At 65.1% G+C, this 20,500-nt stretch carries 19 protein-coding genes and 2 pseudogenes; 6 read left to right on the top strand and 15 right to left on the bottom strand.

Going from position 1 to position 20,500, the window contains the following annotated elements; translation table 11 throughout:
* Both IE083_RS13585 and IE083_RS13590 read right to left on the bottom strand, forming a co-directional pair.
* Positions 1 to 684 (bottom strand): annotated as a pseudogene (locus IE083_RS13585) (IS630 family transposase); the annotation flags it as partial.
* A complete protein-coding gene (locus tag IE083_RS13590; protein WP_268245138.1) occupies positions 612 to 1,079 on the bottom strand; it encodes a helix-turn-helix domain-containing protein in 468 nt (155 codons plus the stop codon). The pseudogene IE083_RS13585 and the gene IE083_RS13590, both read right to left, overlap by 73 nt.
* Here IE083_RS13590 and IE083_RS15975 point away from each other — a divergent pair.
* Both IE083_RS15975 and IE083_RS13595 read left to right on the top strand, forming a co-directional pair.
* Positions 1,079 to 1,192 (top strand): annotated as a pseudogene (locus IE083_RS15975) (AsnC family transcriptional regulator); the annotation flags it as partial. The gene IE083_RS13590 and the pseudogene IE083_RS15975 sit on opposite strands and share 1 nt — an antisense overlap.
* Before the next feature lie 3 nt (positions 1,193 to 1,195).
* The gene (locus tag IE083_RS13595) at positions 1,196 to 1,513 is read left to right on the top strand and encodes an Lrp/AsnC family transcriptional regulator (RefSeq protein ID WP_229799755.1); all 318 of its coding nucleotides are present in this window, start codon (positions 1,196 to 1,198) and stop codon (positions 1,511 to 1,513) included.
* A gap of 69 nt (positions 1,514 to 1,582) precedes the next feature.
* On the opposite strand, the gene IE083_RS13600 is transcribed toward IE083_RS13595, so the two are convergent.
* The 11 genes from IE083_RS13600 to gspG form a co-directional block, all read right to left on the bottom strand.
* Positions 1,583 to 2,194 (bottom strand): type II secretion system protein, encoded by a 612-nt coding sequence (locus IE083_RS13600; protein WP_189354442.1) that lies wholly within the window; start codon positions 2,192 to 2,194, stop codon positions 1,583 to 1,585.
* Positions 2,169 to 2,549 carry a type II secretion system protein gene (locus IE083_RS13605; protein WP_189354444.1) on the bottom strand — a complete coding sequence of 127 codons (381 nt, stop codon included), beginning with the start codon at positions 2,547 to 2,549 and terminating at the stop codon, positions 2,169 to 2,171. Before IE083_RS13605 ends, IE083_RS13600 begins: the two co-directional genes overlap by 26 nt.
* A 47-nt stretch (positions 2,550 to 2,596) precedes the next feature.
* The gene (locus IE083_RS13610) at positions 2,597 to 3,097 is read right to left on the bottom strand and encodes a type II secretion system protein (RefSeq protein WP_189354445.1); all 501 of its coding nucleotides are present in this window, start codon (positions 3,095 to 3,097) and stop codon (positions 2,597 to 2,599) included.
* 16 nt (positions 3,098 to 3,113) lie between these two features.
* Complete coding sequence (locus IE083_RS13615) at positions 3,114 to 4,994, bottom strand: secretin GspD/PilQ domain-containing protein (protein WP_189354446.1); 1,881 nt, start codon at positions 4,992 to 4,994, stop codon at positions 3,114 to 3,116.
* A 65-nt stretch (positions 4,995 to 5,059) separates the two neighbouring features.
* Positions 5,060 to 5,554 carry a hypothetical protein gene (locus IE083_RS13620; protein WP_229799752.1) on the bottom strand — a complete coding sequence of 165 codons (495 nt, stop codon included), beginning with the start codon at positions 5,552 to 5,554 and terminating at the stop codon, positions 5,060 to 5,062.
* A gap of 2 nt (positions 5,555 to 5,556) precedes the next feature.
* On the bottom strand, positions 5,557 to 6,105 hold the full coding sequence (locus IE083_RS13625; protein WP_189354447.1) for a hypothetical protein: 549 nt from the start codon (positions 6,103 to 6,105) through the stop codon (positions 5,557 to 5,559).
* Positions 6,102 to 6,626, bottom strand: coding sequence for a hypothetical protein (locus tag IE083_RS13630; protein ID WP_189354448.1), 525 nt, complete (start codon positions 6,624 to 6,626; stop codon positions 6,102 to 6,104). The genes IE083_RS13625 and IE083_RS13630 overlap by 4 nt, the downstream gene beginning before the upstream one ends.
* A 3-nt stretch (positions 6,627 to 6,629) precedes the next feature.
* A complete protein-coding gene (locus tag IE083_RS13635; RefSeq protein ID WP_189354449.1) occupies positions 6,630 to 7,463 on the bottom strand; it encodes a hypothetical protein in 834 nt (277 codons plus the stop codon).
* On the bottom strand, positions 7,444 to 9,138 hold the full coding sequence (locus IE083_RS13640) for a GspE/PulE family protein (RefSeq protein ID WP_189354450.1): 1,695 nt from the start codon (positions 9,136 to 9,138) through the stop codon (positions 7,444 to 7,446). Before IE083_RS13640 ends, IE083_RS13635 begins: the two co-directional genes overlap by 20 nt.
* A complete protein-coding gene (locus IE083_RS13645) occupies positions 9,135 to 10,316 on the bottom strand; it encodes a type II secretion system F family protein (protein ID WP_189354451.1) in 1,182 nt (393 codons plus the stop codon). The genes IE083_RS13640 and IE083_RS13645 overlap by 4 nt, the downstream gene beginning before the upstream one ends.
* A gap of 12 nt (positions 10,317 to 10,328) precedes the next feature.
* Positions 10,329 to 10,754, bottom strand: coding sequence for a type II secretion system major pseudopilin GspG (gene gspG / locus IE083_RS13650; protein ID WP_189354453.1), 426 nt, complete (start codon positions 10,752 to 10,754; stop codon positions 10,329 to 10,331).
* 413 nt (positions 10,755 to 11,167) lie between these two features.
* Between gspG and IE083_RS13655 the strand changes: the two genes are divergently transcribed.
* The 4 genes from IE083_RS13655 (at position 11,168) to IE083_RS13670 (ending at position 17,612) form a co-directional block, all read left to right on the top strand.
* Complete coding sequence (locus IE083_RS13655; RefSeq protein WP_189354455.1) at positions 11,168 to 12,802, top strand: ExeA family protein; 1,635 nt, start codon at positions 11,168 to 11,170, stop codon at positions 12,800 to 12,802.
* Positions 12,803 to 12,804: 2 nt separating this feature from the next.
* Positions 12,805 to 13,536, top strand: coding sequence for a general secretion pathway protein GspB (locus IE083_RS13660; protein WP_189354457.1), 732 nt, complete (start codon positions 12,805 to 12,807; stop codon positions 13,534 to 13,536).
* A gap of 26 nt (positions 13,537 to 13,562) precedes the next feature.
* Entirely contained in the window at positions 13,563 to 14,234 is a 672-nt protein-coding gene (locus IE083_RS13665; protein ID WP_189354459.1) for a lytic transglycosylase domain-containing protein, read from the top strand.
* A 348-nt stretch (positions 14,235 to 14,582) separates the two neighbouring features.
* Entirely contained in the window at positions 14,583 to 17,612 is a 3,030-nt protein-coding gene (locus tag IE083_RS13670) for a hypothetical protein (RefSeq protein ID WP_189354461.1), read from the top strand.
* A gap of 69 nt (positions 17,613 to 17,681) precedes the next feature.
* On the opposite strand, the gene IE083_RS13675 is transcribed toward IE083_RS13670, so the two are convergent.
* Positions 17,682 to 19,691 (bottom strand): Ig-like domain-containing protein, encoded by a 2,010-nt coding sequence (locus IE083_RS13675; protein WP_189354463.1) that lies wholly within the window; start codon positions 19,689 to 19,691, stop codon positions 17,682 to 17,684.
* A 517-nt stretch (positions 19,692 to 20,208) separates the two neighbouring features.
* On the bottom strand, positions 20,209 to 20,500 hold a 292-nt coding region (locus IE083_RS13680; protein ID WP_189354465.1), incomplete at its 5' end, for a hypothetical protein.

Below are 20,500 nucleotides of genomic sequence, written 5' to 3' on the forward strand. Positions count from 1 at the left end.
CATGTTCAGCCACGACGCCGAGGTGGGCGTGAAGTGCATGTTGAAGCGCGGATGCTTGGCCAGCCACTCCTGCACCGTCGGGTGTTTGTGCGTGGCGTAGTTGTCGGCGATCAGGTGCAGGGTCTTGCCCTTGGGTGTCTCGCGGTCGATCTTCTTCAGGAACTTGAGCCACTCGGCATGGGTGTGGCGCTGCTGGCACTGGCCGATGACTTGACCATCGAGTACGTTGAGCGCGGCGAACAGCGTGGTCGTGCCGTTGCGCTTGTAGTCGTGCGTCATCGTTGCTGCACGCCCCTTCTTCAGCGGCAATCCCGGTTGGGTACGGTCCAGTGCCTGCACTTGGCTCTTCTCGTCGCAGCACAGCACCAGCGCGTGCTCGGGCGGCGACATGTACAGGCCCACGATGTCTTCAAGCTTCTCGACGAACTCCGGATCACGCGAGGCCTTGAAGGTGCGCACCAGATGCGGCTTCAAGCCATGCGCCTGCCAATGCCGCATGACCGTGCTGGCGCTGACGCCCAGAACGGCGCCCATCTTGCGCGTGCTCCAGTGCGTGGCCGCCTCGGGCTTGGTTTGAGTGGTCAGGTCCACCAATCGCGCCACGTCCACCTTCACCGGCGGCGCGCCGCGCGGCAAGTCGTGCTCGATACCCGGCAGCCCAGAGGCCAAATAGCGCTTGCGCCATCGCNGACGCCCAGAACGGCGCCCATCTTGCGCGTGCTCCAGTGCGTGGCCGCCTCGGGCTTGGTTTGAGTGGTCAGGTCCACCAATCGCGCCACGTCCACCTTCACCGGCGGCGCGCCGCGCGGCAAGTCGTGCTCGATACCCGGCAGCCCAGAGGCCAAATAGCGCTTGCGCCATCGCGCCACCTGCACTCGCCCAATACCGAGTTGGTCGGCGATCTCCTTGTTCTGCATGCCCTGGGCAGCCAGCAGCACAATCTGCGCACGCTGCGCCAGCCGCACGCTCGTAAGCTTGGAGCGAACAAGTCCGGTCAACTCCGCCTCCTGTTCTTGCGTCAACACAATCGCTGGGGCTACTCGCAATTCCTCGCTCCAATACAATTCCAAATAAACCATTGGAACGGGGCGCTTCAGACAAGTTCCATCAAGAAAAGAACACTACACTAGCCAAGGCGGTGGGGCTATCGCCCTCGCCGTGCCTGCGACGGGTGCGCTTGCTGGAAGAGGCGGGCGTGATAGAACACTATGTGGCAGTGGTGAATGCCGCCAAGGTGGGCAAGGGGCTGACGGTGTTCGCCCGTATCTGGCTGACGGGGCAGGATGCGGAGACGGTCGATCATTTCACCGACGCGATCAGGCAGCTGCCCCAGGTCGTGGAGTGCCACCTGATGGCCGGGGACTGCGATTTTCTGCTGCACATCGTGGCCGCCGATCTCGATGACTACCGGCAATTCCAGATCGAGCACCTCACCCGCATCAAGGGGGTGCAAAGCGTCAAAACGGAAATCCCGATGCAGAAGATCAAGCTGACCTCGGCCATTCCGGTCTGAGGCAGCCATTTCCGGAGGGGATCGCGGCCGGAGCAAGCGGGCCATACCGGTAGAGCGGATCGGCGGCACTCAGCCGCCGTCCTCACCACCGTCACCGGCGCTGCCCGCCGGCGCGTCGAACGGCTGCACATTCTCGCCGTCCTCGCTGGCTGCATTGCCCTGCAGCGCGGCGCCGCCGACGACCTGGTAGCTGAACTGCCAGCGCGCGTAGCTGCGCGCGTTCTTGAACGCGGCGTCGCGCTGCTCGAACTGGTCGACCTTGAACGGCACACCGCCGCCCAGGCTGTAGACGCCGGCGATGCCGCCGTCGGGCGCGCGCAGCAGCCCCCACTGCGGCTTGCCGGTCATCGGATCGGGATAGAGCTTGCGCAGATAGCGCTGGACGTTGGGGTAGCGCTTGTCCAGCAGCAGGTCGGCCAGCGTCGGCGGGTAGCGCTTGGCCGCGGCCGGCGAGCGCTCGTAGTACTGGCGGATCGCCTCGCGGTACTGGTTGCCGACGAACAGCAGCTCCTGCTCGCGCTGGCGCTGCTGCACCGTGGACCACACCTCGCCGGTGGCGGCCAGGGTCCAGCCCATCACCGCGATCAGCACCAGCAGCCCGAGGTAGGTGAAGCCATGCTGGCGCGCCGGCAGCGGCCGGGCGCGACGGCGCGCGCTACCACTCCTGATAGCGGCTGCCATCCTGTGCCTCGCCTTCGGCGCCGCTCTTGACGTCGAACACCCCGCCCTTGGCCGGGTCGTCCGGCGGCACCACCACCCAGGTCGTGCTGCTCTCGGTAAACGGATCCTGCGGCAGGCTGCGCAGGTACTTGTCGGTCACCAGCTGCTCCAGTGCGTCCGGATAGCGGGCGCGGTCACCGTAGTACTTGTCGATGGCCTCGCGCATGATGAACAGGTCGCTCTGCAACACGGCCTCCTTGGAGCGCTCGACACTGCTGAGATAGCGCGGCACGGCGATGGTCAGCAACAGGGCGATGATGCTCATCACCACCATCAGCTCGATCAGCGTAAAGCCACGCGCTTGTTGCGTTTTCATAGCCCGATCTTCCCTGCCGCACGCGGCCTGCCGCGGCGGCTGCATGGTCACCATTGCCGGTACGGGATGCCGTTCAGCCCGTTGCCATCCGCCTTGGAGTAGACATCAAACACGTCGTCGCCCTCTTCCGGGGCGTCGGCCTCGCTGTCGTAGCTGCGCAGCCCCCAGGTTTCGGCGGCATCCAGCTGCGGATCGGCCGCCAGCGGATCGCGCGGCAAGCGGCGCAGGAAGTAGATCTTCCTCAGCTTGTCCGGGTCCTTGGGATCGACCACGCCCTCCACCAGCACCGCCAGCGTCTTCGGGTAGCCGCTTTCGTCGGCCGCCTTCAGGATGCGGCCGTCGTCGACCGCCTTCTTGTAGGCGTCGATGCCGTCGCGGATCTGGCGCAGCGCCACGCGCAGCTCCTGCTCCTTGCCGCGCTGCACCGTCAGCTCCGCCAGCGGCAGCGCGATGCTGGCCAGCAGCGCCACGATCGCCACGGTGACCACCAGCTCGATGAGGGTGAAGCCGCGGGCGCGGTGGCCGCCGGTTTGCGCTGGCGCCTTCATTTTTCCTCCCGCCCGGCTACTGCGCCGGGGCCGGTGCGGCCGGCGGCGGTGCCGGCTGGAACGGCACGATGCCCGGCAACGGGATCATGCCCGGCACGGCCGGTACCGCCGGCGCGCTGCTGCGGCTGCTCGCACCCGAAGACGGGATCGGCGACGGTGCGCCGCCAACCGCGCCCATGCCGCCGATGCTGCTTTCGGTGCCGGCGCGGAATTCGGAAATATTGCGGGCCGGCAGCGCCAGGTTATGCACGATGTGCGGCGTGATCAGCAGCACGATTTCCGACTTGGAGCGGTTGTCGTTATTGGTGGAGAACAGGCGGCCGAGCAGCGGCAGGTCACCCAGCCCCGGGATCTTGGTCACCGAGCTGCGGTCCTCGTCCTGGATCAGGCCGGCCAGCACCTGGGTTTCGCCATTGCGCAGGCGCAGCATGGTGTCCACCGCGCGCGAGCCGATCTGGTAGGCGATGCTGTCGCCGAAGTTCACCTGCTTGACGATGCTGCTCACTTCCAGCCCGACGTCGATGGTGACGTCCTCATCCAGACCGATGGTGGGCTGCACCTCCAGCTTGACGCCGACGTCAAGGTAGGACACCGACTGCGCAATGCCGGCATTGACCACCGCGGTGCTGGTGAACACCGGCACCTTGTCGCCGATGTGGATCTTGGCCTTCTCGTGGTTCTTCACGCGGATGCGCGGGTTGGCCAGCACGTTGGCGTTGGTGTCCTGTGCCCGCAGGTTGACCAGCAGCGCCGGGTTGGCGATGAAGGTGGTCAGCCGGCTGGGGTTGGCGCGCAGGTCGACCACGCCCTGGGCCACGGTATTACCCGGCGTGGTGACCTCGGAGATGGTGTTGCCGCCGGTGCCCAGCACCGCGGTGGTGGTACCGCCCTGCAGCAGGCCATAGCCGACCTGACCCGGCCATTCGATGCCCAGGTTCTGCAGCCGGGCACGGTTGACCTCCAGCACTTCCACTTCCAGGATCGCTTCCGGCTCCGCCAGATCCTGCGACGCGATCAGTTTTTCCGCCAGCCGCACCGCGTCGGGCGTGTCACGCATCACCACCAGATTGCGCTTGTCGTCGACATAGATGTCGCGCGTTTTCAGCAGGGTGCGGATCAGGTTGGCCGCATCCTTGGCCTCGGCATTGGCCAGGTAGAAGCTTTTCACCACCAGCTCCTGGTAGTCCTTCTGCTTCGCCGGGTTGTTGGGGTAGATCATGATGGTGCGGTCGTTGAGCACGCGGCGGTCGAGCTGGTTGGACACCAGCAGCAGCTGCACCGCCTCCTCGATGGTGGTGTTGCGCACGAAGATGGTGGCCTTCAGGTCGGCGCGCACGTCCTTGTCGTAGACGAAGTTGACGCCGGCGGTGCGCGAGATGATCTCGAACACCGCTTTCAGCGACGCGTCGCGAAACTCCAGCGTGATCGGGCGCGCCAGCGCCGATTTCAGCTGCGGGCTGACGATGCCGTTGTTGCCGCCCTGCTCCTCCAGCCGTCGCAGCATGATCCTGGCGTCGCGGTGGCGCGGGTTGTCGGCCAGCACCTGCCGTACCGTGGCCAGCGCCGGCGCCAGCTCGCCTTTTTGCTGCTGCGCCTGCGCCTCGTCCAGCAGCAGCCGGTGGCGCCGTTCCTGCACCAGGCTATCCAGCCCGGCCTGCGCGCGCTGGTTCTGCGGATCGAGGTTCAGCACGCGGCGGTAAAGGAGCTCCGCCTCGTCAAACTGGCTGTTGAGCTGCACGCTGTTGGCCTGCGCCAGCCACTGGTTGATGAAACGCCCGCGCTGGTTGTACAGGTAACTCTTGTATTCGACGTTGTCCGGAGACTGCTTGACGACCTCTTCCAGGCGGGAAAAACCCTCTTCCGCCCGGCCGTCCAGCAGCAGCTGTTTGCCTTCCATGAAAGCCTTGTTGCTGGCACATCCCGTGAACACGGACAGAATGAGCAGCCGAAAGAGTAAGCGTTTCAATTTGCCACTCCGATCTCTAAGGTCTGTTGCATTTGCAGCGGCAAGTAGGTGAAGGTCATCACCGGCGGCAGGATGCTGTCTGCCCGGTACACCCCGTCGATGACATCGCCCGTTTTCACCACCAGATTACGATCCCCCTGCGCCACGAACACGGTCACCAGCCCGTCGTCGATCGCCTTGCCCAGATAGGTAAACGGCAAGGGCGGCGGCTTGGGCGGCGCCGGTTTCGGCGGCGGCGGCGGCACATACCAGCTCTGCACCGGGAACAGGTCGCGCACCTTGCCCGTGCCCATGTCGCGCGGCAGGCTGGCCAGGCTGCCGACCTGCAGCTCGGCCGGCGGCACGACACGGCTGCCACGCGGACGCGCCGCCGCCGGCTCGACCACCGCCGCCTCGTTCCCGCTCTCCGGCTGTCCGATGCCGGCCGCCAGCAGCAGGGTCAGCAGCAGTGCGCCCCCCAGCAGCAGCCAGCGTTGTCGTTGTGCAAGCATGGTCAGCCCTCCCTCAGCAGCAGCACCAGATGGATGGCGGCATCCAGCTGCGGCTGGCCGATGCTGTCACGCTTGAAGCGCAGGTTGGCCAGCAACAGCGTCGGGTTCTCGGCCAGCAGCTGCGCCACGAAGGCGCGCAGCTGCTGGTAGCTGCCGCGCACCGGCAGCTGCACCTCGTAGCGCAGCAGCTGCCCGCTGCGGTCCGGCAGCACCTTGTAGTCGCCGCGCGGCAGCGCCAGCTGCTGCGCCTCGGCGGCGGCGTAGATCTTTTCCAGCCACAGCGGCGCGGTCGACTGGTGCGGGAAGGCGCGATAGAAGTGCTGCAGCCGCAGTTGCGGGCTGGGCAGCGGGTGGCTGCGCTGGTAGCGCAGGCGCACGATGTCGCGCTGCTGTTGCTGCGCCTGCTGTTGCAGCTGCGCCAGCTGGCCCTGCAACGGCCGCGTCAGCATGGTGTGGAACAGCAGCATGCCGATTACCAGCGACACCAGCAGCAGCAAGGGCCAGCCCGCGCGCTGGCGCAGGTAGCGCAACCGGGGCCAGAGCGTGTTCATGAGCCGGCCCTCCACTGTGCCGACAGCGAAAAGCGGATCGGCAGCTCCTTGTCCTGCTGGTTGACGTGATGTTCCAGCAGGGTGATGTCGCCGAGCGCCGGCTGCTGGCCGAGGCGCTCGATATAGGCCAGCATCGCCGCGCGCCGCTTCACTTCCGCGGTGATGCGCACCGTCCGCCGCAGGCTGTCCGGCTCCACCTCCAGCAGGGCGACCTCGTTGTTCCTGGCCGCTTCCAGCGCGTCGAACAGCTGCGGCCACGACTGGTTCAGCCGCGCCCACACCTCGTTGGCGCGGGCGATCTCGCGCGCCAGCGCCGGTGCCTGCGCGGGGGCGACGCGCGGTTGCAGCCGCTGCAATGCGGTCTCGTTGCGCGCCACCGTCTGCTGCTGGCTGGCGACTTCCTGCTGCAGGCTCGCGTAGTAGCCGCCCTGCAGCAGCACGGCCGCCAGCGCCAGCAATAGCAGCAGGCGCCGGCCGTAGTGGTGGCGGGTCCTGACGTAGTCGAGATCGATCGCGTGCATGTTTCAGTCTCCCAGCAGCGCCATGCTGCAGGCAGCCCGGTCCGAAACGGACAAGGCGGCCAGCGCCGACGGCAGCGCCAGCGGGCGCAGGCGCAAGGTCTGCGGCTCGGGCCACACCACCGCGCTGCCGTCGCCAGCAAAGGCGTACACGTCCAGCGGCAGGGGGCTGCGCTGCAGGCGCAACAGCATGCGCGGCAATACCGCCGGCAAAGCGGTGGCGATGTCGCCGTCCAGCGGCTCGAACACCAGGTCGCTCCAGCCGCGCTCGTCAAAGCAGGCCAGCCCCACCCGCCCCGGCTCCGCCAGCAGGAACGCGCCGCGGCCAACCTTGATCTGGCTGCGCCAGTGGTTGCAGGCCGCCATCAGGTAAGGCTGCACCGACGAAAGCCGCAGGCCGGCTTCCTGCGCCAGCGCAGCGGCTTCCTGCAGCAGTTCGCTGTCGATGGCACTGGCCAGCAGCGGCCCGCCGTAGCCGCTACCGCTCCAGCGGTACAGCCACTGCGCGGCGGCATCGCCGTACACCTGCTGGAAGGCGTGCTGCACCAGCGCCTGCCACTCTTCCGGGGTGTCCAGCCCCTCGCGCCACGGGATCAGCTGGTAGCGCACGAAATGGTTGGACAGCACCAGCGTTGTCGCGCGCGGCGGCAGGCGCTGCTCCTGCAGCAAGCCGCGCAGGGCGGCCAGCGCCGGGCGCCACGCCGGCCCCTGCTCCGCCGGCGGGCAAGCGGCCACCGCGCGCTCGACCAGCCGAGGCCGCAGGCCGCGCGACAGCCGCAGCCAGACCGCGCGTTCCGGCGCCAGCGACAAGCTGATTCGCTCATGCAACGAAAGTGACACGATTGATTTCCTGTAGTGTGGTTTCACCGCGCTTGACCATGTCGACCGCGGCCTCGCGCAGAAAACGGGTGCCGTTGCGACGCGCGGCTTCCTTGATGTGGCGGATCGGCTCGCGCGCCACGATCAGCTCGCGGATCTCGTCGGTCAGGCGCAGCATTTCGCCGATTGCCTTGCGCCCCTTGTAGCCGGTGCCGCGGCAGTGGCCGCAACCACGCCCGCTGCGAAAGCCGTCGTGCGTGGCCAGCTCGGCCGGCAGGCCGGCGGCCAGCAGCTGCGCCACCGTCGGCTGTTCCGGCTGCGAGCAGAACGGGCAGTTCAGCCGCACCAGGCGCTGCGCGAAGATGCAGTTCAGCGCCGAGACAAAGCTGTACGGCTCGATGTCCATGTGGATGAAGCGGCCGATGACATCGAACACGTTGTTGGCGTGCACGGTGGTAAACACCAGGTGGCCGGTCAGCGCCGCCTGCACCGCGATCTGCGCCGTCTCGGTATCGCGGATCTCGCCGACCAGTATCTTGTCCGGGTCGTGGCGCAGGATGGAGCGCAGGCCGCGCACGAAGGTCAGCCCCTTCTTCTCGTTGACCTGGATCTGCAGCACCCCCGGCAGCTGGTACTCGACCGGGTCCTCGATGGTGATGATCTTGTCGCTGCCGGAGTTGATCTCGGTCACCGCCGCGTACAGGGTGGTGGTCTTGCCGCTGCCGGTGGGGCCGGTGACCAGCACCATGCCGTACGGCTCGCTGATGTAGCGGCGGATCTCGCCGATCAGCTGGCTGTCGAAGCCGAGGCTGTCCAGGCGCAGCGCCTGCTGGCTGTCGGTCAGCGTGCGCCGGTCGAGGATGCGCAGCACCGCGTCCTCGCCGAGGATGTTGGGCATGATGGAGACGCGAAAATCGACTTCGCGTCCCTGCATCGCGATCTTGAAGCGCCCGTCCTGCGGGATGCGCCGCTCGGCGATATCCAGCTCCGACATCACCTTCACCCGCGACACCATCTGCTCGGCCAGATCGGCGCCGTTGAGGCTGCCCACGGTCAGCAGCACGCCGTCGATGCGGTACTTCATCACCAGCCCGTTGCCGCCCGACTCCAGGTGGATGTCGCTGGCACCCATCTTCAGCGCGTCGTAAATCACCGAGTGCACCAGCTTCACCACCTGGCTGGTGTCCTCGCTGATCGACTTGTAGGAGATGTCTTCCACCGCCTGCGCGGCCTCGACAGGGTTGGCCGCAGAGCCCAGCAGCACGTCGATGGCACGCCAGGATTCCTCGTAGCGGGTAAGAAAGGCGGCCAGGTCGCCGCGGTGCACCAGATACCAGCTGGCGGCCGGCTGCACCGCGCAATGCACCCACTCCTGCAGCGCGGCATCGAACGGGTTGCTGAACAGGATGCGCAGCTCGCCGTCGGCGCTGCGGCAGGCCATGCACTCCTGGCGCACCGCGTCGGGATAGGCGATCACGTCGAAGGCCGGTTGCAGCTGCTCGATGTCGGCCATCGCCAGCGCCGGGTAGTGCGCGGTGGCGGCTAGGTGGCGCACGAAGGCATCCGGCGCCAGGCCGCTGCCCTCTTCCAGCACCGCCAGCAGCGGTCGCTGGTAGCGCTGCGCGTCGTCGCGCGCCTGCTGCACTTGGCTGGCGCTGAACGCCACCGGTTCGGGGAGGGAAAGATCGCGGCTCATTGGATGCTCCCGGCCAGCTCGAAGATGGGGAGGTACATCAGCACCACCACGATGCCGATGACCAGCCCGATGAACACCATCAGCACCGGCTCGAACATGCGCATGAAGCGCTCCACCGCCAGGGCCATTTCTTCCTCGTAAAAGCCGGCGATGCGGCCCATCATGCTGCCCATCTGCCCGCTGCGCTCGCCGACGCGCAGCATGCGCAGCGCCACCGGCGTGGTCAGTCCGTGGCTGTGCAGCGCACCGGAAATCGGCTTGCCGTCGCTGATGTCGCGCGCCGCCTGCTGCAGCCGCAGCCGCAGCGAGGCCTGCAGCACGCCGGACACCATCGCCAGCGCCGGCACCACCGGCGTGCCGCCGACCAGCAGCATGCCCAGCATGCGATACAGCCGCGCCAGCTGGTACAGCCGCATGCGCTCGCCCAGCGACGGGATCTTCCACAGCAACTCGCCCAGCCGGCGGATGACCTCGGGACGGGTCAGCAGGTAGCCGGCGGCGAGCAGCGACAGCAACAGTGCCGGCAGCAGGAACACGGCATAGGCCTGGAACAGCTGGCCCCAGGCCAGCAGCAGCCGCGAGAACAGCGGCAGGTCGCTGCCCATCGTTTCGTAGACCTGGGCGAAGCGCGGCACCACGTAGCCGATCAGGAACAGCAGCACCGCGCCGCCAGCCAGAATCAGCAGCGCCGGATAGATGGAGGCGCTGATCACCTTCTTGCGTACCGCATCGACCTGGGTCTGGTAGGCCAGGTAACGGCCGAGCGCATTCTGCAGGTCGCCGGTTTTCTCGCTGGCGCGCACGGTGGCGACATACAGCGAGGGGAAGGTCTGCGGGAACTGCTGCAGCGCCACCGACAGCGACAGGCCCTCGTGCAGGCGCAGGATGATCTGGCCCAGGATGCGGCGCGACTCCGGGCGCGTTTCCTTCTCGTTCAGCACCTCGATGGCCTCCACCAGCGCAAGCCCGGCCTCCAGCAGCGCGAGCAGTTCCTGGGTGAACAGCGCCAGCTGGAAACGGGAACGCGACCATGTCCACGAGAAGCTGCGCTGCCGGACCGCCAGCACGGCATAGCCCTGGTCCTGCGCCTGGCTAACGGCTTCGCCATCGCTGACGGCTTCCAGCACCAGGACCGCTACCTCGCCATCGGGGTTGATGGCCTTGATCTCGAAATACATGATGTTCCTGACCTAGCTGCCAATATCGGCATCCTCGCCCGAGCCACCGGACTGCCCGTCCTTGCCGTAGCTGTACAAGTCATATTCGCCGCGCTCTCCCGGCTGGCGATACTGGTAGGGCCGTCCCCACGGGTCCGGTGGCGGCGCCTTTTTCAGGTACGGCCCCTGCCACTTCGGCTCGTCGGCCGGGCGCGTATACAGTGCGGCCAACCCTTGTTCGGTGGTGGGATAGCGGCCGGTATCCAGCCGGTACTGGTCGAGCGACTTTTCCAGCGCGTCCACCTGCGCCTGCGCCGTCTTCACCTCGGCCTTGCCGACCTGCGCGAAGTAGCGCGGCGCCACGTAGCCGGCCAGCAGGCCGATGATCACCAGCACCATCAGCAATTCCAGCAAGGTGAACCCCGCCGCGACGCATCGCTTCCGAGAAAGGCTATACATAGATTTCACGCCTCGATCCGCCAGCCAGCCCCGCCCCGACGCGGCCTGCCACGCAGTAAGCTACTTGACCCAGTTGTTAATCATGCTTACAACAGAATTCAGACAACTACTTTTATAGAAGGCCAGGCCGGCTTTCGCCATCCATTCTTTGGTGCTAGACGCAATGCAAAGACAACGCATATGGCTTTCGCCAGCGAAAACGGATGGGATGCCGACAGCGGCAGGCAGGAAGCGCCGGGGTATGGTCTGAACGGCAGGAGGAGAACGGCAACCGCGCCGCCGGCAGCTGTAACAGGAAGCGCTGCGGCGGCGGCGGTGCCGTTTAAGAAAAGGGCGGCGGCAAACGCCGGGCAGCAAACTATACTTTTTTTCAACCGTACTGAATCGGATAGCACATCACAGCAGGTCGCGCCATGTACACCAGTCACTATGGCCTTGCCGACTCTCCGTTCTCGATCGCGCCCGATCCGCGCTATCTGTTCATGAGTCGGCAACACCGCGAAGCACTTGCCCACCTGATGTACAGCATCAGGGGCGAAGGCGGATTCGTGCTGCTGACCGGCGAGGTCGGCGCCGGCAAGACCACGCTGTGCCGCTGCTTTCTGGAACAGCTGCCCGCGCACTGCGATGTCGCCTTCGTCATCAATCCCAAACTCACAGTGCCGGAGCTGCTGGCCACCCTCTGCGAAGAGCTGCAGATCGCGCTGCCCGCCGAGCACGGCAACAAGGCCTGCATCGACCTCATCAACAAGCACCTGCTGGCCGCCCACGCGCAGGGACGCACCACGCTGCTGATCATCGACGAGGCACAGAACCTGAGCGACGAGGTGCTGGAGCAGGTGCGGCTGCTGACCAATCTGGAAACGCACGAGTACAAGCTGCTGCACATCATCCTGCTGGGACAGCCGGAACTGCGCGACAAGCTGGCACGGCCGGAATTGCGGCAGCTGTCGCAGCGCATCGTCGCCCGCTACCACCTCGGCCCCTTGCGGCGCGACGAAATCGCCCCCTACATCCAGCACCGGCTGAGCGTGGCCGGCAGCCATCTCGACCTGTTCCCGCCGGCGGTGATGCGGCTGCTGTTTGCCTGCAGCGGCGGCGTGCCGCGCAAGCTGAACGTGCTGTGCGACCGCGCCCTGCTCGGCAGCTATGCACAGGGCAAGCCCCGCGTCGACCGCGCCACGGTGCGGCAGGCGGCGCGGGAGGTATTCAACAGCAGCCCGGTCCGCCCGTGGCACAAGCTGGCCCTCGCCAGCGGCGCCCTGCTCAGCACCGTCGCGGTTGCCACCGTGCTGTTCTATGGCGCACAACCGGCCAGCCAGCCACCACCGGCCGCAGCCACTGCTGCGCGTGCCAAGACGCCGGCCCAGCCAGCCGCATCCATCGTCGCGCCCCGCCCCGCCGCCGCTCTGGCGCGCCTGCCGGCGCCGCTGCCGGCCGCCGACCTCGCGCAAGCACAGGCCTACCGCACGCTGCTGGGGCAATGGCGGATTCCGGCGCCGGTCAGCGACGAGGCCGGTGCCTGCCGACAGGCCGAACTGTTCGGCGCCCGCTGCCTGAGCGGCAGCGGCGACCTCGACACCCTGCACCGCCTCAACCTGCCGGCGGTATTGCAACTGCAGCAGCCCGACGGCCAGCTGCAGCACCTGACCCTGCTGGCGCTGGAAGGCGAACAGGCGCGGGTGCGCATCGGCCAGCAGCCGCACCTGCTGACGCGACAGGCGCTGGCACAGGCCTGGAACGGACGCTACACCGCGCTGTGGATGCCGCCGCCGCACTACCAGCAGCCGCTGGCCCCCGGCAGCCGCAGCCTGGCGGTCGCCTGGCTACGGCAACAGCTGGGCCAGCTGCCGGATGCCGGCGGCAAAACGTTGGCCGCAAGCTACGATGCCGGGCTCTCGACACTGGTACGCCACTTCCAGCAGCAACACGACCTGCCCGCTGACGGCATCGCCGGGCCGCTGACCCTGATACGGCTAACCCAGGCCGGCAACCCCGACTCGCCGCACCTGAGCGCCACCGCACCCGTCACCATCCGGAGGAAGTGATCATGTCCTACATACTCGACGCCTTGCTCAAGGCCGATCAGGAACGGCAACGCCACAGCACGCCGACCGTGCACTCCATCCACGCCGCGCAGAGCATCCAGCCGACGCCGGGCAAACCGCGCTGGCGCTACCTGCTGCCGGTACTGTTGCCGGTTCTGCTGCTGGGCAGCGGCATCGCCGCGGCCGGCATGCTGTTCGGCTGGCAGGCGCTGGAAACGATCCGGCCGGCCACGCCCCATGCGCCCGGCAACAAGCTTGCCCTCGACAGCAAGACACCGCCGCCACCAGCCGAAGCGAAGGTGGTTTACCTACCGCCGGCGACCAGTCCGCAGCTTGCCACGCCCAATCCTGCCGGGCCCGTAGCAATGCGGCCAACGTCTCCCGCTCCGGCCACACCCGGCCGCAAGGAAACCCGTATCGCGGCGGCAGGCAAGCCGGCCGCGCAAACGACAGCAGCCCCGGCGCCGGCAACCGAAGCGGCGCCCGTCAGCCGTATCAATAACCGCGTGTTCAGCCTGCACGAACTGCCGGCGGCCCTGCAAAAAGAGATTGCCGGCACGGTGGTGATCTCCGGCTTTTCCTCCTCCGGGGATACAGAACGACTGGTGATCATCAACGACCGGGTACGGCGCGCCGGTGACGACGTCGTGGCCGGCATGACGCTGGAAAGCATCCAGGCCGATGGCGTAATCCTGAGCTACAAGGGCTATCGCTTCCACAGCGGAAGCTACTGACGTTTCACCCACCAGAGGAAACCATCATGGCAACCCTTGCCTGCCTGCCCCGCGCCGGGCCGGTTCGCTGCCGGCCAAGGCCGGCACTGCTGGCCGTCTTGCTGCTACTGTTGGCACCTGTCGTCGATGCCAGCATCTACGCCTTTACCGATGCAGACGGCACCACGCACTTCAGCAACGTGCCGCAGGACAAACGCTACCGGCTGGTGCTGAGCACGCCGCACGACAGCGGCGAAGTCGCCGCCGGCAAGCGCACGACCGGCACACAGTACCGCGCCAGCCAGCGCGCACGCTGGAGCCGGCTGATCGACAGCACCGCACAGAGCCTGAACATGGACGCAGCCCTGCTGCACGCGGTCATCGCCACCGAATCCGGTTACAACTGGCGCGCGGTGTCGCCCAAGGGCGCGATTGGCTTGATGCAGTTGATGCCGGCCACCGCCGGACGTTACGGTGTGACCGATCCGTACGATCCGGGACAGAACGTCCGCGCCGGTGCGCAATACCTGCGTGAGCTGATGGGCCGCTTCGGCAGCGACCTCAGGCTGGTGCTGGCGGCCTACAATGCCGGCGAACAGGCAGTGGCGCGTTACGGCAACCGCGTGCCGCCCTATCAGGAGACCATGCAGTATGTACCGCGCGTGCTGGGCAACTACGCACGCAATCAACAACGGCCGCTAGCCGTTCCCGAGCACTGATAACCTCCCGGAAATGCTGATGGCGGCAGGAATTTCCTGCCATTTTGCTGTCGCCATATTTTAAATGTATTGTTGAATCTATTGTCACCATGTACTACGATGCAGCGTACCAATCCCGCCTGAGCAAAGAAAGGAGGCAAACCACGTTTGGCATGTTCTGTAATCGCAGCGGCCACTCGCGGCAGGCATTGCCGGATGGGGCTGAATCTGGCTGGCAAACTGCAGCCACAGGTACGAACAAAAGCGGCAGAACAGTACTGGCGGTATTTTTCGATTTGAATGCAGGAGGGGATCTCGCGCGATTCCTAGGCAAGGAACCGCCTTTGATAGCTTCAAAGGAGGTGTAACATGAGTCCCAACGGCCTCGGGAAGCCGCTCCAGGCTTCCGCAATACACACACCCGCCACCTGTAGTACGGCGGGCCTCAAACAACCCCTATTCAGGTTTTTCGCCCTGCTGTTCAGCACGCTGTTCCTGCTGCTGACCGCCAATCCGGCCTCCGCCGTGGCACCCGACAGCATACAAAACACGCTGGAAGGTTGCCGCAACAACGGCGACATCACGCTGCCCAATGGCAGCGGCCAGTTCATCTGCCCCGATGCGGCCTACACTACCGGTAACCTCGGCAAGGGCTGGAACGAGCTGGACCTGGTGCCGTACCGGCTGACTGTCAATGCCGGCAATTCGGCACCGGCAAGCCAGCAATACACCATCGCGGTGGTGGTCGATAACGAGGACGCCGGCAAACCCGGCTACGACGTGCTGTCGACACTGACCAAGAACGCGGCGCTCTCCAGCGGCACCTGCTCGATCCAGAGCGTCGGCGCCCAGATGGTACTCAGCCCCGGCATCGGTGGTACCGACAAGTCACTGTACCGGCTGGTCACCATCAACCAGAACAAGAACAGCACCTGCGTGTTTGACTACTACGCGCGGCTGGCTCTGGGTTCGCACCTGTATCCGGGATCGTCGCTGCACGCCAACCTGACCAACGAAAGCTTCGGCACCGCCGGTATCGGCGCGCGTGACGTGTCCATTCCGGTGAAAGAAATCCTGCCGCAGGAACTGCGCAAGGACATGACTGCCACCCAGGACACCGACTACAGCTGGAACATCACCAAACAGGCGAATCCGGCCAGTGTTTCCTTCGGCAACGTCTGCGCCAAGGACTTCGATGACCAGCTACCGGTGGAAATCACCATCGAGTGGACCCGTTCGGCTGCCATCAACGGCATGATTACGGTCACCACCAACGTCTACGCCAAGAACCCGGCATCGCGCACCATCACCGTCAACGTCACTGACAAGATCTACAAGGGTCTGACCCAGACCACCCAGGTCGGCAGTGATGCCAACTCGGGCGATGTTGATGTGACCGCCAAGTCGGAAGTCAAAGTGCTGACCAATACGCAGGTTCTGTCAGCCAGCGCCGGCGATCAGGGTTCCTTCAACGACGTGGCCACCGCGACCTACATCGACAAGGCCACCGGTATCGCGGTACCGGGTAACACCACCGCCAAAGCCAGTGCCGCTATCAGCAGCGGCGCCACCACCAACGCCACCGCGGTCATCACCGACACCGAGTCGATCACTGGCAATGACCTGAAGTTCTCGGTCGATAGCCTGGGCGGCAGCGTCGCCGGCAGCTTCAATCCGGCTTATGTACTGGGCACCAAGACCGTCGGTCCGGTTAACTGGACATCCGGCGAACAAAGCAGCAGCGGTTCGGTTGTGTTCCTGAAGACCATTCACCTGAATGGCCAGAAAATCACGTCCGGTACCCTGACTGACACTGCGACACTGACACCGAAAGATGGCAGCCCGCAGGTTTCCGGCCCAGTCAATGTGGCCATCGTGTCGAGTTCGGCCGCCGAGCTGAAGATCGACAAGAGCATCGACGCGGAATCGATGTCTTTCCTGGCTGCGGGTGAGAAATACGTGATCCGCTTCACCATTACCCGCCTGGGTGATGCGACCTACCAGAGCAAGAAAGAGCTGACCTTCAACTACGGCGATAGTGGCGCCACCAAATCGGTCTCCCTGACCGGACTGGTGCCGGATACCTATCAAGTGGTTGAGGAAACCGTGTTCGTCAATGCGGCCAACGTTGAAGCGATCGGCGTGCTTGCCGATGCGACCAGCAACTCGCGCAGTGTCGACCTGACTGTCACCGACAGCACACCGATCTGCCTGGGCACTGCCGTGTTCGCCAACAAGCGGGCATTTGGTCCGGCCACTGCCGAAGTGCAGAAAGTCACCGATCCGGTGCTGCAATCCGGTGATGCCGACTTCAAGTGGCGCTTTACCCTGACTGGCCCTGGTGCCGGGACGGGCGTCCTAGCCGAGGCTGATGCCGGTGGTGCTGCAGTAGCATTCGAAGCAGGCGGTCAGCCGTTCTCGCTTTCCGAAGGTGTCTACACCGTGACCGAAACGCTGAAGAATGGCTGGGACCTGAACAGTGTCAACGCTGACCCTCAGGCCACCACCTGCTCCTTTACCGTCAATTACCCAGCCGATGCCGGCAAAGTGTTCTCCTGCCTGTTCAAGAACACCAAGCGGGCCGAGGTGCAGGTAATCAAGACCTTCAAGGGCGCACCCATCACTGGTAGTGAAGTGTTCACCTTCAGCCTGCGTACCGGCGCATCGGCCGCAGCAGACGGCACCATCCTGCAGACCCTGCAGGCCAATGCCGGCAACGGTGGCACCATTACCTTTGACAAGGTGGTTCCCGGCGACTACCAACTGTGCGAACAGGGCATCCTGGCTGGCTGGACAACTTCTCTGTCCTCGATGGCCGGCGCCTTCTCGCCACCCAATGGCGGTGACAACAGCACCACTTGCGTCGGCTTTAGCGCCACTGCCGGTCAGTCTGTAAGCTTCACCATCGACAACGTACCACCGCCGGAAGGCCAAGCCCGCACCATCGGTTTCTGGAAAAACTGGGCTTCCTGCAAGCAAAGTAACGGCAAGCAAGCGCCTGTTCTCGACCGTACCATGGCCCTGGCTGAACCTACCGGTATCCAGGTAAACAGCTTCTACCTGCACGGTAGCGTGGCCAACCCTGACGTGGCACCGGATTGCAGCAAGGCAGTCAGCTTGCTCAACAAGTCCACCTTTGGCGGTACCAAGAAAGCCAGCGATCCGCTGTTCAACATGGCGGCGCAACTGGTAGCGGCTGAACTGAACTACGCGGCAGGGGCAGGTACCTGCGCCAAAGTCACTACTGCCATTACCCAGGCCAACGCACTGCTGACCAAGTACCAGTTCACTGGTAACGGCTACACCGGCAAGGTCAGCGCCACTGACGCCAGCCTGGCCCGCAGCCTGGCCACCAGACTGGACAACTACAACAACAACCTGCCGAGCGCCTGCCTGTAAGCCAGACTGGCGTATCGAAAAAAGCCCGGCGCAAGCCGGGCTTTTTGTTGCTGACGATACTGCGCAGCCTTATCTGCTCACCTGCACCGACACCACCGCGCTGGCCGTTGCGGCCCCATCGCTGATGCTGTAGCTGAAGCTGTCGCTGCCCTTGAACTTGCCGTTCGGGGTATAGGTGACGCTGCCGTCGCTATTGAGCACCGCCTTGCCACGCGCCGGCACGCCCACGGTCTTCACCTGTAGCGGCTTGCCTTCCGGATCGTAGTCATTGCCCAGCACCACCACCTTCACGGCGGTGCCGATCTTGGTCGCCGCGCCGTCATTGACCGCTACCGGCGGCTTGTTGCTGGTGCTGGTCGTGCCGCTGGCCACCACATAGGTTGCCGCGGCCGTGGCACGGTAGCTCGTGCTGCCAAGGTTGGCCGCAACGACGCTCAAGCCGTAGGAGCCGGCAGCCGCGGTCGTTGCCGACGTCACGCTCAGCGTGGTGCTGGTGCTGGCACCCGGCGCCAGGGTCAGCGCGGACAGCGGCAGGCTGCTCCAGCCGGCCGGCAGCGTGGCCGCCAGGCTGAACTGCGAACTGCTGCAGGCGCTGGAATCGTTATTGGTCACGCTCAGGCTGAAATTCACCGCCGTGCCGGCCGCCAGCGACGGGCTCTGCCCCGGCGTCAGCACCACACTCGGGTTGCCGCGGGTGCACACCGGCTGCACCGGCGTTTGCCCGCCGGTCGCCACACTCAGCGTGGCGCCGCTGCTGCTTGCCGACAGCAGCGAAATGCTGACGCCGCTGCCGCTATCGGTGAAGGTCTTGCCCACCGCCAGCGGCGAATCGCTGATGTCGTCGGTGGCCGAGCTGTTCGGCGTCAGGTCCAGCAGGTCGCTGGTGTCGCCGCTGTTGTCGGTACCGGTACGCACCAGTACGCCATTGACCGCCCACGGGAAACGCGAGATGTCGCTGTCGAAGCCCTGCGGCTGGCGGAACTCGACGTAGTACCAGCTCTTCTGCCCGGTGGTCGCATCCACACCCTTCAGCACCTTCAGCGCCTTGATGCCATTATCGGCCGCCGCGTACGGCGCCAAGGTGACGGTGGTACTGCCGCTTTCCACGGTGGCGATGGCGGGCGACAGGTTGTAATTCAGCCAGCCCAGGCGCTCTTTCTGGAACGCGTTGTAGTGCACGCCGCCGTTACCCATGGTGTCGAAGGCATCGCCGTACTCGCTGCGATTGCAGCTGCTGCCCAGCGTGGTCGCGCCACAATCCAGCGAGTGCGAGTGCCACAGGCCCAGGTTGTGCCCCATCTCGTGCGTCACCACCCCGCGATACAGCGCACCGTTCAGCCACGACGACGACGGCGAGCCGCCGACGGTGCCCATGCCGGCCCAGGTGCAGGCACTGTTTTTCGGCATCACGTAGATGCGGCGCGGGTATTGCGTCAGGTCGATGCCGGCGTTCTTGGCGGCCTGGTTGGCGTAGGCGGCCACATTGTCCGGGCTGCAGGTCTGGTTGATCGGCAGCGTCAGCCAGCCGAAGACATTGCCGCTCAGCCATGTCTGCTGCGACGAGTTTTCCTTGATGAAATCACTGCTGCTGCCAAACACGGTAGTGTTGGCCTGGCTCGCGGTATACGGCTGCGTCTGGTTGTCCTGGAAGTTGACCAGCAGCACCGCGGTTTTCTGTTCGCCAAAGGTATTCGGCGCGGCCAGTGCCAGCACCTGGTAGCTGGTGCCGCCGGTGCTGTCCAGCGCCAGCACATTATTGCTGAGCGAACCCTTCACCCGCACCTTGGTGCCGCTAGGCTGACGCGGGCCCTTGCCCTTGAACTTCAGCTCGACGCGGCCCGCTTCCGTCTTCAGGTAGTAGCGGTTGCCGGTGGTCTTGTCGAAGTAGTGGACGTGGATCACCTCCAGCTCGCCCTCGCGCTCCACTGCAGCCGCTGCCGTCCCGGTGCCCTGGTTCTGCGGCAGGGTCTTGCTGCTCTGGGCCATGCCGGGGGCGGCAAACAGGGTCAAGACAAGTGACAACATGGTGCCGCTGCGCGCCATCAGGCGCGGCCAGGCTAGCGCTGCTGCAATAGACATAATTTCCTTTCGTATAACCTGGGCGACCGCCCGGCAGCGCCCAGCGCCCTGCCCGATCCGGCCATCCCCTTTTCCTGCGTGGCGGCGGCAGCCGGCAGCGGCACCACATCGTGCCCGCTCCCGGCCGCAGGCAACACGCCACAACCAAATCTTGCTTCGTCTGTTCCGATAGCTCCGCCGTGCTGCCTTGATGGCCCAGCCACCCGCCCGACAGGAACGCGCCCCCTTTTTGGCATCCCGTCAGCAGGCGCTGGCGCCGGCCACTTATCTTGCTGAAACTTGTTGCTTTACTTGCAACAGCCACTTTTAAAATCAATAGCTGAAAGATGTCAGTTACAAACAGTCAAGTCAGTTCACATAGTCTGGCCACAAGGCCGACACCGTGATTCCACGTCGGAACCTATCGGATGACGTCGCAACTATACATAGTTGCTGAGGAGTTACCGCCCCGTTTTCCGGCTGATTCAAAAAATAACACACAAGATATATGTCTTTGTTTTAATTAGACAAACATCATTTAATCAATCAGATAAATGACAGCTTTACCGGCAATATCTTTGGAAATTTTGCAACGGAGCATTCCGTTCATCTTTATCCCGTTCGAACTGCTGGCTGCGCTGAAGAGCGGACGAAAATGTCCCGCCAACGCGGTGCCAAGACACGCGGCAAAACGCCGCGCCGGTCGCCACGCAAGCAGACAGATCAGGGAGGAAAACGGGGAACCCAAAGAAGGCAGCAGACGCGCGGCGAGGATAGCGTCCGTCAAGGTGGTGTAAATTTCAGGGCCGAACTCCGGTCCGGTTTTCCAG

The organism is Vogesella fluminis (genome assembly GCF_014652335.1).
GTDB lineage: Bacteria > Pseudomonadota > Gammaproteobacteria > Burkholderiales > Chromobacteriaceae > Vogesella > Vogesella fluminis.